Origin of the sequence: Salinarimonas rosea DSM 21201 (assembly GCF_000429045.1) — a bacterium.
GTDB classification, from domain to species: Bacteria; Pseudomonadota; Alphaproteobacteria; order Rhizobiales; family Beijerinckiaceae; genus Salinarimonas; species Salinarimonas rosea.
Window position 1 is genome coordinate 14,918 of sequence record NZ_AUBC01000031.1, and the last position, 13,685, is coordinate 28,602.

Genomic DNA, 13,685 nt, shown 5'->3' on the forward strand with positions numbered 1-13,685 from the left:
AGTGCGGGCGTTCACAGAGCGGGCGTTCACAAGGCGAGCGCTCCCAGGCCGCGCAGGGCGGCGAGCAGGGGCAGGATCGGCAGGCCGAGGATGGTGGCGTGATCCCCCTCGACCGTCGCGAAGAGATGGGCGCCGACGCCCTCGAGCTGGTAGCCGCCGACGCTCGTCGTCACCAGGTCCCCGGCGAGATCGAGATAGAGATCGATCGCGGCCGCGTCGAGCGGGCGCATGGTCAGCCGCGCGCTCTCGACGAAGGCGGCGACGACGACCCCGTCGCGCGCGAGCGCCACGCCGGAATGGAGTGCGTGCGTGCGCCCGGCGAGCGCGGCGACCTGCGCGCGCGCCTCCTCCCGCGAGGCGGGCTTGTGGAAGAGCCGGTCCCCCAGCGCCAGCGTCTGGTCGGCGCCGATCACGAGGGCGCCGGGCCGGGCCGGGGAGACCGACAGCGCCTTCTCCCGCGCCAGCCGCGCCGCGAGCGCGTCGGGACCCGCGCCCTCCGCGCGCGCGGCCGCCTCGATCGCGCGCTCGTCCACGTCCGGCCGCGCGGTCTCGAAGGGCAGACCGGTCGACGCCAGCAGGCCGCCCCGCGTCGCGGAGGTCGAGGCGAGGACGAGGGGTGCCGGGTCGCGCCAGAGGCCGGGGAGGCTCATCGATCGGTCTCCGGGGCTCTCAGGTGGCGATGAACTTCATGCGATGGGCGCGGTAGTGCTCGAGGATGGCCGCCGCCGTCTCCTCGATCGAGCGGCGGGTCACGTCGATCACCGGCCAGTGGTTGCGGGCGAAGAGCTTGCGCGAGTAGGCGATCTCCTCCGTTACCCGGTCCTTGTCGGCATAGTCCGATTCGTCGGACGCGTTGAGCGACAGGAGCCGGTTCTGGCGGATCTGCACGATGCGCTCCGGGCTCGCGACGAGACCGACGAAGAGCGGCTTCTTCGCCTTCTCGATCTGCGGCGGCAGCGGCACGTTCGGGACGAGCGGGATGTTCGCCGTCTTGAGCCCGCGGTTCGCCAGGTAGATGGCGGTGGGCGTCTTCGACGTGCGCGAGACGCCGATCAGCACGATGTCGGCCTCCTCGATGTCGGCCGGCAATTGCCCGTCGTCGTGGAAGAGGGTGAAGTTCATCGCGTCGATGCGCTTGAAGTAGTCGGCGTTGAGCATGTGCTGCGCGCCCGGCCGCGCCGTCGAGGCCGCTCCGAGATAGGATTGCAGCAGCGCGTGCACGGGCGAGAGCACGGAGAGCGCCGGCGAGCCGTTCTCGCGGCAGGATTCCTCGAGCCGCTGGGCGAGGTCCTGCTCGACGAGCGTATAGAGCACGATGCCCGGCGCGGCCTCGATCTCCGCGATGACCCGCTCGAGCTGCGTTGCCGAGCGCACCAGCGGATAGACGTGCTCGATGGCGGAGACGCCCTCGTACTGCGCCGCCACGGCGCGGGCGACCGTGATCAGCGTCTCGCCCGTCGAGTCGGAGACGAGATGCAGGTGGAAGTAGCTTCGCGCCAAAGGCGTGCCTCCTTCGCCGTGACCCCCCTCGCCCGGCACCGGCGCGCCGGGGAGCGGGCACCGCCGTCCCCAGGCCGACCGCCGGGGGAGTCGATCAGTGTGGATAAAGCGGCCGGGCGCGCGGGTCCAGCCGGGGGCCTGTGGAGGACCCCTCCATACCGTCAACACCGGATGGTCTGGGGATGCGGCCGGCGGCTATGGTGGGGACTGCGGGCGCGGGGTGCGCGGCCGGGCCGGACGCCGGCGGGAGCGGATCGTTAACCTCCTGTTAAGGATTGCGATTCCGGATCCGCTGCGCGATCGCGTCAACCCTTTCTCAACCAATCCATGGCGGGCCCCGCATGTGGAGCGGCTGTGGACGGCGTTGCGGCAGCCCTGTACCCCTGCCAAGCAGAAACAGGATTCGATTCTAGAAAGAATTTCTGATTTGAGAGGGAAGGGGGAGGAACGCGGATGACCGACAAGCCGGCGCGCAAGCTGATGCGGGTTCTCGACGGCGAGGCCGTCTGGCCGCAGCCGATCTGGCTGATGCGCCAGGCGGGGCGGTACCTGCCCGAGTACAAGGCGACGCGCGCCACGGCCGGCGGGTTCCTCGCGATGTGCTACGATCCGGACTTCGCGGTGGAGGTCACCCTCCAGCCGATCCGGCGCTTCGGCTTCGACGCCTCGATCCTGTTCTCCGACATCCTCGTCGTCCCCCATGCCCTCGGCCAGGAGGTCTGGTTCGAGGAGGGCGAGGGCCCGCGCCTGACGCCGATCGCCACGCTGGACGACGTGAGGCGGCTCGGCGAGGCGAGGGACCCGCTCGAGCACCTCGCGCCGGTGATCGAGACCGTGCGGCGCCTGCGTGCCGAGCTCCCGGCCGAGACGACGCTGCTCGGCTTCTGCGGCGCGCCCTGGACTCTGGCGAGCTACATGATCGCCGGGCGCTCGAGCCCCGAGCAGGCCCCCCTGCGGCTCGCCGCCTACCGCGATTCCGCCTTCCTCGCAGCCCTCGTCGAGACGCTGGTCGAGACCTCGATCCGCTACCTCGTGGCGCAGATCGACGCCGGCGCCGACGCGGTTCAGATCTTCGAGAGCATGGGCACGAGCCTGCCGCCCTCGATGGTGGAGAGCGTGTCGCTCGGCCCGCTGCGGCGCATTGTCGAGGGGGTGAAGGCGGCGCGGCCGCACGCCAAGGCGATCGTCTTCGTGCGCGGCGGCGGCCATCTCCACCGGCTCGCGGCAGCCGGCTTCGCCGACGCGGTCGGCATCGACTGGCAGACGGACATCGCCGATGCGGTCTCGCGCCTGCCGTCGGGTCTCGCGAGCCAGGGCAACCTCGATCCGCAGGCGCTCGTCGCCGGCGGTCGGGCGCTCGAGGAGGGGATCGACGCGATCCTCGCCGCGACGCAGGGGCGCCCGCACGTGTTCAATCTCGGCCACGGCATCGAGAAGGACACGCCGATACCCCATGTCGAGGCCATGATCGCGCGCGTGCGGGGAGCCTGACGCGGTGTTCGACGGCTATCTCTGGCTGAAGAGCCTGCACGTCATCGCCATCATCGCCTGGATGGCGGGGCTGCTCTACCTGCCGCGGCTGTTCGTCTACCACACGGGCGCGCAGCCGGGCACGCCGCAGTCCGAGACCTTCAAGGTGATGGAGCGGCGGCTGCTCAAGGCTATCACCACGCCGGCGATGATCGTCTCCGTCGCCACCGGGCTGTGGCTCGCCTTCCTCGGCGGCTGGTGGAGCCAGGGCTGGCTGCACGGCAAGCTGCTGCTCGTCCTGGGCCTCCTCGTCTCGCATCACCTGATGGCACGCTACACGAAGGCCTTCGCGGCGGACGCCAACGCCAAGTCTTCGAAGTTCTTCAGGATCTTCAACGAGGCGCCGACGCTGCTGATGATCGGCATCGTCGTCCTCGTCATCGTGAAACCGATTCTCCGGTGACGGCGTTTTGGGGTTGAGCGTCGCGAAGAAACGCGATATGCAGCCTCTACCCTCCCCTCGAGTGACAGGTCGCGCTTCCCCTCGGGCGATCCGGTCCCGGCTCCTTCGCCGGCAACCGTCCCGCGAAGCGGTGTCTCACCACCGACCCGGCCCGAACCGCCCTGTCGCCTCGCCTCAGCGCGAACGCCCCATGATCGAAGACGACATCATCAACGCACCGATCCGCGAGACCTCGGACACGGCTCCCGCCATGCGGGAGATCAAGCTCCAGGACCTCAAGTCGAAGACGGCGACCGAGCTCACCACCTTCGCGGAGGAGCTCGAGGTCGAGAACGCCAGCACCATGCGCAAGCAGGAGCTGATGTTCGCGATCCTCAAGCAGCTCGCCGCCCGCGAGGTCGAGATCATCGGCGAGGGCGTGGTCGAGACCCTGCAGGACGGCTTCGGCTTCCTGCGCTCGTCGGACTCGAACTACCTGCCGGGTCCGGACGACATCTACATCTCGCCCTCGCAGATCCGCCGCTTCGGCCTGCGCACCGGCGACACCGTGGAGGGCCCGATCCGCGGCCCGAAGGAGGGCGAGCGTTACTTCGCGCTCCTCAAGGTCAACACGGTCAATTTCGAGGATCCCGAGAAGATCCGCCACAAGGTCCACTTCGACAACCTGACGCCGCTCTACCCGACGGAGCGGCTCAAGCTCGAGCAGCAGGACCCGACGCGCAAGGACTACTCGGCGCGAATCATCGACATCGTCTCGCCGATCGGCAAGGGCCAGCGCGGCCTCATCGTCGCGCCGCCGCGCACCGGCAAGACCGTGCTGATGCAGAACATCGCGCAGTCGATCACCACGAATCACCCCGAGTGCTACCTCATCGTGCTGCTCATCGACGAGCGGCCGGAGGAGGTCACCGACATGCAGCGCTCGGTGAAGGGCGAGGTCATCGCCTCGACCTTCGACGAGCCGGCGGTGCGCCACGTCCAGGTGGCGGAGATGGTGATCGAGAAGGCCAAACGCCTGGTCGAGCACGGCCGCGACGTGGTCATCCTGCTCGATTCGATCACCCGGCTGGGCCGCGCCTACAACACCGTCGTCCCGTCCTCGGGCAAGGTGCTGACCGGCGGTGTCGACGCCAACGCGCTGCAGCGCCCCAAGCGCTTCTTCGGCGCGGCGCGCAACATCGAGGAAGGCGGCTCGCTGACGATCATCGCCACCGCGCTGATCGACACCGGCTCGCGCATGGACGAGGTGATCTTCGAGGAGTTCAAGGGCACCGGCAACTCCGAGATCATCCTCGACCGCAAGGTGGCCGACAAGCGCACCTTCCCGGCGCTCGACATCACCCGCTCCGGCACCCGCAAGGAGGAGCTGCTCGTCCCGCCCGACCAGCTCAAGAAGACCTACGTCCTGCGCCGTATCCTCAACCCGATGGGCACGGTCGACGCGATCGAGTTCCTGCTCGACAAGCTGCGCGCGACGAAGTCGAACGGCGAGTTCTTCGATTCGATGAACACGTGACGCTCCTCCCCCATCGGGGGAGGTGGCGCCGGCGAAGCCGGTGACAGAGGGGGTGCGCCGCAGGCGCGCTTCGGCGACAGCCGAAACGGGACGCGTGGAGCCAGGGGACCCCGCCCCTGATCCGCTGCGCGGATCGTCCCCGCCCCAATGGGGCGGGAGCGAGGTCGCGGATGCCGCGAGCGTCGATGAAGCGCGCCACCCGCCTCCTCCCCGCAGGGGAGAAACAGGAGCGTCAGCCGAGCCGCTTCAGCCGCGCGGCCACCCGGTCGAGGTAGCGCTCGCGGTCCTCGCGGGCGGCCGAATCCATCTCGTGCAGCCCCATCCAGAACGTGCGGCAGCCCTCGGCGCAGAGCACGCCGAGCCCGGTGAGCAGCATGCGCCGGCCGGGCATGCCCATGAACCACCACCACCAGCGCGGCGCGCCGAGCGTCGAGATCGCGCCGAGCACCCGGATGTTGGTGAGGACCCGCGTGATCGGCCGGCCCGGCTGCGGCATGCCGAACGTGGCGTGGGGCACGAAGACGCGCTCGACCCAGCCCTTGAGCATCGCCGGCGGGCCGTACCACCAGGTGGGGAACACGAAGATCAGCGCCTCGCAGGCCTTCAGCCGGGCGAGATGGCCCGCGACCGGCGCCTCGTTGACGCCGGCCTCGTGATAGGCCCGGCGCTCGTCGGCCGAGAGGACCGGGTCGAAGCCCTCCGCGTAGAGATCGAGGAGATCCACCTCGTGCCCGGCGGCCGCCAGCGCCGCGACGGCGCGGTCCCGGACGGCCGCGTTGAAGCTCTCCGGGACCGGGTGGCAATAGACCAGGAGAACGCGCATCACACCCCCGAGAGCGTCGCCTCTACCCGCTTCAGGAAGGCCTTCCGGCTCTCGGGCGTGGCGTTGTTCATGTCGTAATGCGCGAGATAGGCGGTCCGGGCGCTCGGCGCCGCCAGCACGCGCAGCATGCGCATGACGCAGCGCCGGGGCGGGTCGCCCATCAGGACGGCGCGCCAGCGCGTCGCGCCGTAGGTCGTCACCGACATCAGGAGGCGGATGTTGCGCAAGGCGGGCGCGACCTTGCCGTCGGCGATGACGAAGCTCACGCCCGGCAGGAAGACGCGGTCGAGGAAGCCCTTGAGGATCGCGGGGAAGCCGAAGTTCCAGACCGGGTTGACCAGCACGAGCCCGTCGGCCGCCTCGAGCCGCCGCACGTAGTCCTCCACCGGCGCGCGGTTCGAGGGCGTCGCGTGGTAGCCCCGCCGCTCGGCGCAGGAGAGGACCGGGTCGAACCCCTCGGCGTAGAGATCGCAATCGTCGACCTCGTGGCCACGCGCGGTCAGCGTCTCGACCACGGTGCGATGGAGCGCTGCGACGTAGCTCTCCGGGTCGGGATGGGCGTAGAGGACGAGGATGCGCATGTCAGGGCGTCCTCCCCTCTCCCGGACGGGAGAGGGGCCGGGGGTGAGGGAGAACCGCCGCAGGATGGTCGCGCCCTCGATGAAGCGCGTGGCGGGCGGGGCGCACGCCGAGGGGCGACGCGGGTATTCTCCTTCCCTGTAGGGGAAGGTGGATCGGCGCGCAGCGCCGAGACGGATGGGGCGCGCGGAACGCGCGTTCGGCGAAGCCGAATTGCACGCGTGAGGTCCGACGCCGTAGCTTCCGCTTCGCGGAACGCGTCGCTGCGCGCCGCGCCCCATCCGTCACGCCGCCTTCGGCGGCGCGCCACCTTCCCCTACAGGGAAGGACAGGGACCCGCGCCGCTCCCGAACACGCTCCACGACACTCCGCGAATCGCCTGTTCCCATCCGGGAGAGGGGAGACCGTCGCGCCCTTCATCTCACCCCTCCGCCAGCGCGCGGAACAGGAAGGTCTTGCCCGAGCGGTAGTCGTAGCTCGGGTCCTCCCAGGCGATCATCTTGCCGGGGTTGAGCAGGCCCTGCGGGTCGGCCTCGCGCTTGAAGGCGAGCTGCACGGCGTCGGTCTGCTTCATGCCGCCCTCCTCCAGCGTGTAGCGGTGCGGGTTGAAGATCGGCGCGCCCATCTCCTCGTGGATCGCCATGATCTCCTCGAGCCGCTCCTCGCTGGTGAAGCGCACCAGCGGCAGGCCGAAGCAGGTGACCTTGCCGTCGAACTTCACGAACTCGAGGTGGGCGGGCAGCTCCTCGCCGAAGCGCTCGTGGATCTTCGTCACGAGCTCCACCTGGTTCGGGAACGGGTAGAGGACCTGGAGATAGGTGATCGACGGGTCGTCGCGCAGCGCCCGGAGCGTCGTGTGGTTCCAGGACAGCTCGAAGACCGGAGGCAGGCCCTTGAGGTCCTCCGCGGCGAGCGTGTCGTTGCGGAACAGCAGCTCCGCGCCGCGATGGCGCCCCGCCACCGCCAGGTAGGAGGAGAGGGCGAAGTCCGCCACCATGGCCATGACGAGATGCTTCTCGCGGGGCAGGTACTTGCGGTGGCGCTTGAAATGGTCGTGCGGGAGGGGCGCCGCGACGACGGCGAGCTCCTTCAGCAGCAGCCCGTCCTGCTCGCCGGCGGCGTTGGCGAAGGCGGTCGCCTCCCGCAGCGTGTCGAAGCCGTGGATGACGTCGACCCAGGCGTAGGCCGGGGCGAGCGGCATCTCGACCTTCGTGATGATGCCGTTGGTGCCGTAGGCGTGGGAGACCTTGTGCAGGTCGTCGCCGGAGAGCGTCAGCACCCGCGGGCTCGCCTCCATGGTCACCACCTCGAGCGAGATGATGTTGCCCGCGTCCCGCAGGCCGCCCCAGCGGATCGAGCCGACGCCGCCCGAGCCGCCGGCGACGAAGCCGCCGATCGAGGCGGTGTGGTAGGTCGACGGGTGCAGCCGCATCTCCTGGCGCGACCCGGCGCGGGTCTCCTTGTCGATCGCCGCGATCACCGCCCCGGGCTCGGCCACGACGCGGCCGTGCCCGATCTCCCGGACCGTGCAGAACTGGGAGAGGTCGAGCACGATGCCCCCCGACAGCGGCATCGCCTGGCCGTAATTGCCGGTGCCCGTCCCGCGCGGCGTCACCGGGATGCCGAGCGCGTGGGCGGCGGCCAGCGTGCGCACCACCTCGTCACGGGACCTCGGGAAGACGACGACGTCTCCCGTCACCTGGTCGAGCTGGCGCTTGAGCGTCGGGGAGTACCAGTAGAAGTCCCGGCTCTTCTGCTTGACGAGGGCGGGGTTGCGCTCGGTCCTGATGCCGTCGAGGCGCGCCTCCAGGGCGTCGATGTCGTAGCGGGCGCTCATGGTCACTCCTGTGGGGGCACGCGGGGCGTCGTCTTTCCGGTCAGCGGTGCATCAGGTCGTCGAGCTCGGAATAGTCGGGCGGGCCCGACGCGAGCGGGCGGCCGGCGGCGATGACGATGCGATCGGATTGCGGGCGCGACAGGAGCTCGTCGAGCGAGCGGGCGCGCAGGAGGACGAAGTCTGCGGGGCCCCCCGCCTCGAGCCGCCCGGCGCCGTCGAGCCCCATGACGTCGGCGGGCGTGGCCGCGATCGTGCGCAGCCAGTCGCGGCCGGAATGGTCGAGCTGGAGGATGCGCGTCGCCTCCCGGAAGACCTCGATGAGGTCGAGGTCGCCGTATGCGTAGAACGGGTCGCGGGTGTTGTCGGAGGCGACCATCACCGGCACGCCCGCGGCCGCGAGCTCGTGGAGCGGCGCCACCCCGCGCCGGCGCGGCGTGCGGCCGGCGGCGCGGTCCTGGAGGTACATGTTGCACATCGGCAGCGAGACGACGGCGATGCGCGCCTGCGCCACCTTGTCGATCACCCGCGCCGCCTCCCCTTCCTCCATCGCGGCGAGCGCGCAGCAATGGCCGGCGAGGATGCGGCCGGGAAAGCGGTTGCGGATCGCGGCATCGGCGATCCGCTCCAGCGTGCGCGCCTCCGGCGCCAGGCTCTCGTCGACGTGCAGGTCGAGATCGAGCCCCTCCGCGGCGGCGGTCCTCGTCAGGATGTCGAGCGCCGCGTCGACGCGCGCGTCCGGCGCCGCGCCGAGGAAGGTGACGGCGCCGAGCACGCCCTCGTAGCGCGCGGTCGTCGAGACGATCTCGTGGAACTGGTGGGGATCGTCGTGGATCATGTCGAGCGGGAACAGCGACACGCCCTGAAGCGCCACGATGCCGCGCCAGGTCTCGCGCATCTCGGCGAAGACGGGCCAGGAGGTCGCCGTCTGCCGACCGCTCGAATCGATGTGCGTGCGCAGCGCGCCGGTGCCGTGGGCGAGCGCGCAGCGCAGCGAGAAGTCCATGCGGCGCGCCACGTCGTCGGCGCTCCAATGCGCCTCCCGGTCCGCGGCGACGGCGGCGAGCGCGCCGGCGAAGCTGCCGTCCGGGTTGGGGCGGCGGGGCCAGATGTGGCCCTTGTCGATGTGGGTGTGCACGTCGACGAGCCGCGGCAGCAGGATGCGGCCGGCGAGATCCAGCCGGGGCAGGTCGTCCCCGTCGGGACGGAAGCCGCCGGCCGGCCCGATGCCGGTGATGCGCCCGTCCTCCACGACGAGGTCGACCCGCGCCAACCCCTCCGCATCGCCCGCCACCCCGGAGGCCCGCAGGAGGCACAGCGGCGCCCGCGCATTCGCGATGCGCCAGGCGGGGGCCTCGGCGACCTCCCGCGGGAGGGCGGCCGGGGGGCTCGGGCGCGTGGCGAAGGGGTCGGTCATTCAGCGCTCCTCGGCGATCGCGCTCTCGTGCCAGCGACGCAGGAGGAGATGCGAGACGGCGGACAGCGCGAGGAAGATGACGACGCCGGTGAGCGACAGCAGCACCAGCGCCGCGAACAGGCGGGGGATGTTGAGCCGGAACTGGCTCTCCAGGATGCGGTAGGCGAGCCCCGACCCGGCGCCGGCGGAGCCGGCCGCGATCTCGGCGACGACCGCCCCGATCAGCGCCAGCCCGCCGGCGATCTTCAGGCCGGCGAGGAAGTAGGGCAGGGCGGCGGGCCGGCGCAGGTACCACAGCGCCTTCACCCGCGACAGGAAGCGCCCGAGCCAGGGCGGCGCCCAGCGCGGCTTCGTCGCGCCGTAGAGGTCGAACAGCTCCAGCAGGTTGCGGTCGACCGATTGCAGGCCGAGCGTGGTGTTCGACAGGATCGGGAAGAAGGCGACGATCCAGGCGCAGGTGAGGACCGCGGCCTCCTGCGGCATGTAGATCAGGAGCAGCGGCGAGATGGCGACGACGGGCGTCACCTGCAGCACCACCGCGTAGGGGTAGAGCGAGTACTCGACGAGGCGCGACAGCGACAGCAGCACCGCGAGCCCGACGCCGCCGAGCACCGCCAGCGCGAGGCCGAGGAAGGTTGTCTTCAGCGTCTGGAGCAGCGAGGCCCACAGCACCGGCCAGTCCGCGATCATGGTCTCCATGATCCGGCTCGGCGCCGGCAGGATGTAGTGCGGCACCTCGTAGGCGACGACCCAGCGCTCCCAGCCCAGCACGACGAGGGCGAAGAGCCCGAGCGGGAGGGCGACCCGCAGGAGCCGCGCCGGGTCCGGCCGGCTCCCCGATCCGCCCGGCGCGGCGGCCTCGATCGGCGCCCGCACGGTCGCGACGCGCCCGGCCTCGGCTGCGGGGTTCGCCTCGCTCATGCGGGTCTCCTCCTTTCAGAGATGCGCGCTGCCGCCGGCCGGATCGGCGTCCATCGCCCCGTGGAGCGCGGCGCTCGCCTCGCGGCAGAGCGCGCCGTAGAGCGGCGTCGTCCGGAAGGTCTCGGTGCGCGGCGTCGGCGCCCCGATCGGGATCTCGGCGACGATCCGCCCCGGCCGTGCCGCCATCACCACGATGCGCGTCGACAGGTAGACGCTCTCGTAGACCGAGTGCGTCACGAAGACCACGGTGCAGGCGAACTCGTGCTGCAATCTCAGCAGATCGTCGTTCAGCTTGAAGCGGGTGATCTCGTCCAGCGCCGCGAAGGGCTCGTCCATCAAGAGGATGCGCGGGCGCAGCGACAGCGCCCGGGCGATCGAGACGCGCATCTTCATGCCCCCCGACAGCTCCCGCGGATAGGCCTCGGCGAACTTCGAGAGGCCGACGAGGGCGAGGCTCGCCGCGATCGCGTCGCCCGCGTCGCGACGCGAGACCCCGCGCAGGCGCAGCGGCAGGTAGACGTTGTCCGCGACGCTCGCCCACGGCATCAGCGTCGGCTCCTGGAAGACGAAGCCGATCTCGCCGCGATGATCCTCCGCCCGGCCGCCGCCGGCCCACGCGACCTCGCCACGCGACGGCGGGATCAGGCCCGCGAGGATGCGCAGCGCCGTCGACTTGCCGCAGCCGGACGGGCCGAGCAGCGAGACGAACTCGTTCTCGCGGATGTCGAGGGCGAGGCCCGACAGCGCGGTCGTGCCGTTGGCGAAGGTCTTGTCGACGCCGCGCAGCGCGACGAGGGTGGCGCCGAGCGGAGTCTCGTCCAAGGAACGATGGCTGGGCGGCGGTGGCGTCCTGGCCTGTGTCGCGCTCATGATCTCATGTCGTCTCGCCGGCATCCGGCGCTCTCGTCGGGCGCCGGGCGCTGCCGAAGCGCCCGGCGGATCGGCCGTGCGGCCGTCTGGATCCGCGCGCCTACTGCGCCGGGCGCAGCTCCAGGCCGACCCCCTTGTTGACGAAGGCGAGGGTGTAGGCCTGCGCGTAGTCGAGGTCCGCCGGGAACAGGCCGGCCTCGACCATCTTGCCGAAGAAGCTCTCCATGCGCGCGTCGGTCATGGCGCCGATGCCGAGCTCCAGCGCGTCGCCGGAATCGACGATGCCGTATTCCTTCAGCTTCTCGATCGAGTAGGCGATCTGGTCGTCCGTCATCTCGGGGTTGTCGGCCTTGATCATCTCGTTGGCGGCCGCGTTGTCGCCGTAGAGGTAGTTGTACCAGCCGATCGCCGAGCCGTCGACGAAGCACTGGACCACGTCCGGCTCCTGCTCCACCAGCTCGCGGCGGGTCTCGATCGTGGTCGAGTAGGTGTCGAATCCGTAGTCCGCCAGCAGGAAGACGTTGGGCGCGAAACCGGCCTCGCGCTCCACGGCGAGCGGCTCGGAGGTGAGGTAGCCCTGCTGCACGGCATCCGTGTCGGCGATGAAGGGCGCCGGGTTGAACGTGTAGGGCTTCACCTGCTCCTCGGTGAAGCCGTACTCGGTGACCAGCCACTGGTAGAACGTCGCCTGGCCCTCGCGCCCGACATAGATCGACTGCGAGTCCTTCAGGCTCTCGAACGTGTCATGCACGCCCGGGTGCGACATCAGGATCTGCGGCTCCTTCTGGAAGCTCGCCGCGACGACGAGGGTCGGGATCTCCTCCTGGATGGCGGAGAAGGCCTGGATCATGTTGCCGCCCATGTAGAAGTCGATGCGGCCGACCGGCAGGAGCATGCGGTTGTTGGCCTGGGGCCCGCCGGGCACGATCTCGACGGACAGCCCGCACGCCTCGTAGGTGCCGTCCGCGACGGCCTGGTAGTAGCCGCCGTGCTCCGCCTGGGCGACCCAGTTGGTGCCGTAGCGCACCTCGCGCAGCGGCGCGTCCTGGGCGAGCGCCGGAGCGGCGGCGACGAGAGCGAATGTCGAGGCTGCGATCGCGCGCCTCGCGGGCGAAGAAAGCGTCATCGTTGCCTATCCCTGCCAGTTGAATTGCTCGAGGCGTGGGCATGCCCGCCGCGCAGACCCGCATCCTCGCGAGCCCGGCTCCGCTTGGCAAGGGGCGTGCCGGCGGTGCGCGGACGCGTGCCCGCGGCCTCAGCGGCCCGCGCGCTGCGCGGCGGTACGGGCGATGTCGACGACGAGGCGCTCGGTGAGGGCGTCGGCGAGGTCGGCGGAGCGGCGCGTGGCGAGCACCGTGTCCTGGATGCGCGCGACGAGCCGGCGCAGAAGGTCGGGCGTCCACAGCGCGAGGTGCCTGGTGACGAGCGGCTTGCGCTTGAAGTGCAGCCCGCGCCAGCCATCCACCGCGCTCGCGGGCGGGCTGCCGGCCGCGACGTCGAGCGCGAGCGGCAGCAGCGTCGTGGCATGGCCGAGCAGCGGGGAGAGGATGCCGCTCGCGCTCGTCCCCTCGAGACGCAGCCGCCGGAGCGCCTCGTCCGCCTGCCGCACCGCCCCCGCGAAGGCGGCGTCCGTGACGACGCTCGCCTGCAGCCCCGAGACGTCGCTCAGCACCGCCTCGAGATCGGCGGCGCCGACGCTGCCGCGGCCGTGGCAGTAGAGGACGAGCTTGTCGAGCTCGGAACGGGTGGCGAGCCGGTCGCCGCCGAGGCTCTCGACGAGGAGCGTGCGGGTGTCCCTATCGATCGCGAGCCCCGCCTCCCGCAGCGCGTCGTCGACGACCTGGGAGAGGTTGCGGCCCTCGTCGGCGTAGCAGGGGATCGCCAGCGCCCGCGGCGCCTTCTCGCACACCGCGCGCAGCGGGGAGGTCTTGGCGAGGTCGCCCGCCTCGACGACGACGAGGGCGTCGCTGCCGGGGATGGCGAGCACGGCCTCGACCGCGGGCGCGAGGTTCTTCGACGTGGGCCGCACCCAGACGGAGCGCCGCCCGCCGAACATGGCGACCGTGCCCGCCTCGTCGGCGAGCCGGCCGGGATCGCCGGCGATGCCGTCGCCGTCGAGCTTCACCAGCTGGAACGGGTCCTCGGGATCGGTGACGGCCGCCCGCGCGACGCGCCTCGCCCGCTCGGCCACGAGGCCGGTGTCGGGTCCGTAGAGCAGGACGACGGCGACCCGCGGATCGAGCCGCGCCAGCGCACCGTCGGCATCTGCGGCCTTGACCGCGACCATGCCGC

The 13,685-nt window shown here is 71.1% G+C and carries 13 protein-coding genes; 3 read left to right on the forward strand and 10 right to left on the reverse strand.

The window, feature by feature from the left end:
* Nucleotides 1-26 precede the first annotated feature (26 nt).
* Both G407_RS0119080 and G407_RS0119085 read right to left on the reverse strand, forming a co-directional pair.
* The gene (locus G407_RS0119080) at nucleotides 27-650 is read right to left on the reverse strand and encodes a Maf family protein (RefSeq protein WP_029032105.1); all 624 of its coding nucleotides are present in this window, start codon (nucleotides 648-650) and stop codon (nucleotides 27-29) included.
* A gap of 19 nt (nucleotides 651-669) precedes the next feature.
* Entirely contained in the window at nucleotides 670-1,500 is an 831-nt protein-coding gene (locus tag G407_RS0119085) for a pyruvate, water dikinase regulatory protein (RefSeq protein ID WP_029032106.1), read from the reverse strand.
* 453 nt (nucleotides 1,501-1,953) lie between these two features.
* Here G407_RS0119085 and hemE point away from each other — a divergent pair, with 453 nt between their 5' ends.
* The 3 genes from hemE (at nucleotide 1,954) to rho (ending at nucleotide 4,949) form a co-directional block, all read left to right on the forward strand.
* Complete coding sequence (hemE, locus tag G407_RS0119090) at nucleotides 1,954-2,991, forward strand: uroporphyrinogen decarboxylase (RefSeq protein ID WP_029032107.1); 1,038 nt, start codon at nucleotides 1,954-1,956, stop codon at nucleotides 2,989-2,991.
* A gap of 61 nt (nucleotides 2,992-3,052) precedes the next feature.
* A complete protein-coding gene (locus tag G407_RS0119095; protein ID WP_052341592.1) occupies nucleotides 3,053-3,433 on the forward strand; it encodes a CopD family protein in 381 nt (126 codons plus the stop codon).
* 190 nt (nucleotides 3,434-3,623) lie between these two features.
* Entirely contained in the window at nucleotides 3,624-4,949 is a 1,326-nt protein-coding gene (rho, locus tag G407_RS0119100) for a transcription termination factor Rho (RefSeq protein ID WP_029032109.1), read from the forward strand.
* Nucleotides 4,950-5,181: 232 nt separating this feature from the next.
* Here the strand turns inward: rho and G407_RS0119105 are convergent, their stop codons facing one another.
* The 8 genes from G407_RS0119105 to holA all read right to left on the reverse strand — a co-directional run bounded on the left by G407_RS0119105 (nucleotide 5,182) and on the right by holA (nucleotide 13,680).
* A complete protein-coding gene (locus G407_RS0119105; protein WP_029032110.1) occupies nucleotides 5,182-5,772 on the reverse strand; it encodes an NAD(P)H-dependent oxidoreductase in 591 nt (196 codons plus the stop codon).
* Nucleotides 5,772-6,353, reverse strand: a complete 582-nt coding sequence (locus tag G407_RS0119110) for an NAD(P)H-dependent oxidoreductase (protein WP_029032111.1) — start codon at nucleotides 6,351-6,353, stop codon at nucleotides 5,772-5,774. The genes G407_RS0119105 and G407_RS0119110 overlap by 1 nt, the downstream gene beginning before the upstream one ends.
* A 419-nt stretch (nucleotides 6,354-6,772) precedes the next feature.
* Nucleotides 6,773-8,188 carry an FAD-binding oxidoreductase gene (locus G407_RS0119115; RefSeq protein ID WP_029032112.1) on the reverse strand — a complete coding sequence of 472 codons (1,416 nt, stop codon included), beginning with the start codon at nucleotides 8,186-8,188 and terminating at the stop codon, nucleotides 6,773-6,775.
* A gap of 40 nt (nucleotides 8,189-8,228) precedes the next feature.
* On the reverse strand, nucleotides 8,229-9,602 hold the full coding sequence (locus G407_RS0119120; protein ID WP_084327643.1) for a cytosine deaminase: 1,374 nt from the start codon (nucleotides 9,600-9,602) through the stop codon (nucleotides 8,229-8,231).
* A complete protein-coding gene (locus G407_RS0119125; protein ID WP_084327644.1) occupies nucleotides 9,603-10,523 on the reverse strand; it encodes an ABC transporter permease in 921 nt (306 codons plus the stop codon). It abuts the gene before it with no gap.
* A gap of 15 nt (nucleotides 10,524-10,538) precedes the next feature.
* Complete coding sequence (locus G407_RS0119130; protein WP_084327645.1) at nucleotides 10,539-11,393, reverse strand: ABC transporter ATP-binding protein; 855 nt, start codon at nucleotides 11,391-11,393, stop codon at nucleotides 10,539-10,541.
* Between the two features lie 100 nt (nucleotides 11,394-11,493).
* A complete protein-coding gene (locus tag G407_RS0119135) occupies nucleotides 11,494-12,519 on the reverse strand; it encodes an ABC transporter substrate-binding protein (protein ID WP_043540199.1) in 1,026 nt (341 codons plus the stop codon).
* A gap of 129 nt (nucleotides 12,520-12,648) precedes the next feature.
* Complete coding sequence (gene holA / locus G407_RS0119140; RefSeq protein WP_029032117.1) at nucleotides 12,649-13,680, reverse strand: DNA polymerase III subunit delta; 1,032 nt, start codon at nucleotides 13,678-13,680, stop codon at nucleotides 12,649-12,651.
* Between the last annotated feature and the right edge of the window lie 5 nt (nucleotides 13,681-13,685).

What these genes read in the sequence shown, in the direction of transcription:
- G407_RS0119110 (WP_029032111.1), bottom strand. Translation starts at nt 6,353, where the DNA reads ATGCGCATCCTCGTCCTCTACGCCCATCCCGACCCGGAGAGCTACGTC.
- G407_RS0119125 (WP_084327644.1), bottom strand. Translation starts at nt 10,523, where the DNA reads ATGAGCGAGGCGAACCCCGCAGCCGAGGCCGGGCGCGTCGCGACCGTG.
- G407_RS0119080 (WP_029032105.1), bottom strand. Translation starts at nt 650, where the DNA reads ATGAGCCTCCCCGGCCTCTGGCGCGACCCGGCACCCCTCGTCCTCGCC.
- G407_RS0119135 (WP_043540199.1), bottom strand. Translation starts at nt 12,519, where the DNA reads ATGACGCTTTCTTCGCCCGCGAGGCGCGCGATCGCAGCCTCGACATTC.
- holA (WP_029032117.1), bottom strand. Translation starts at nt 13,680, where the DNA reads ATGGTCGCGGTCAAGGCCGCAGATGCCGACGGTGCGCTGGCGCGGCTC.
- G407_RS0119105 (WP_029032110.1), bottom strand. Translation starts at nt 5,772, where the DNA reads ATGCGCGTTCTCCTGGTCTATTGCCACCCGGTCCCGGAGAGCTTCAAC.
- G407_RS0119115 (WP_029032112.1), bottom strand. Translation starts at nt 8,188, where the DNA reads ATGAGCGCCCGCTACGACATCGACGCCCTGGAGGCGCGCCTCGACGGC.
- rho (WP_029032109.1), top strand. Translation starts at nt 3,624, where the DNA reads ATGATCGAAGACGACATCATCAACGCACCGATCCGCGAGACCTCGGAC.
- G407_RS0119095 (WP_052341592.1), top strand. Translation starts at nt 3,053, where the DNA reads ATGGCGGGGCTGCTCTACCTGCCGCGGCTGTTCGTCTACCACACGGGC.
- G407_RS0119130 (WP_084327645.1), bottom strand. Translation starts at nt 11,393, where the DNA reads ATGAGCGCGACACAGGCCAGGACGCCACCGCCGCCCAGCCATCGTTCC.
- hemE (WP_029032107.1), top strand. Translation starts at nt 1,954, where the DNA reads ATGACCGACAAGCCGGCGCGCAAGCTGATGCGGGTTCTCGACGGCGAG.
- G407_RS0119120 (WP_084327643.1), bottom strand. Translation starts at nt 9,602, where the DNA reads ATGACCGACCCCTTCGCCACGCGCCCGAGCCCCCCGGCCGCCCTCCCG.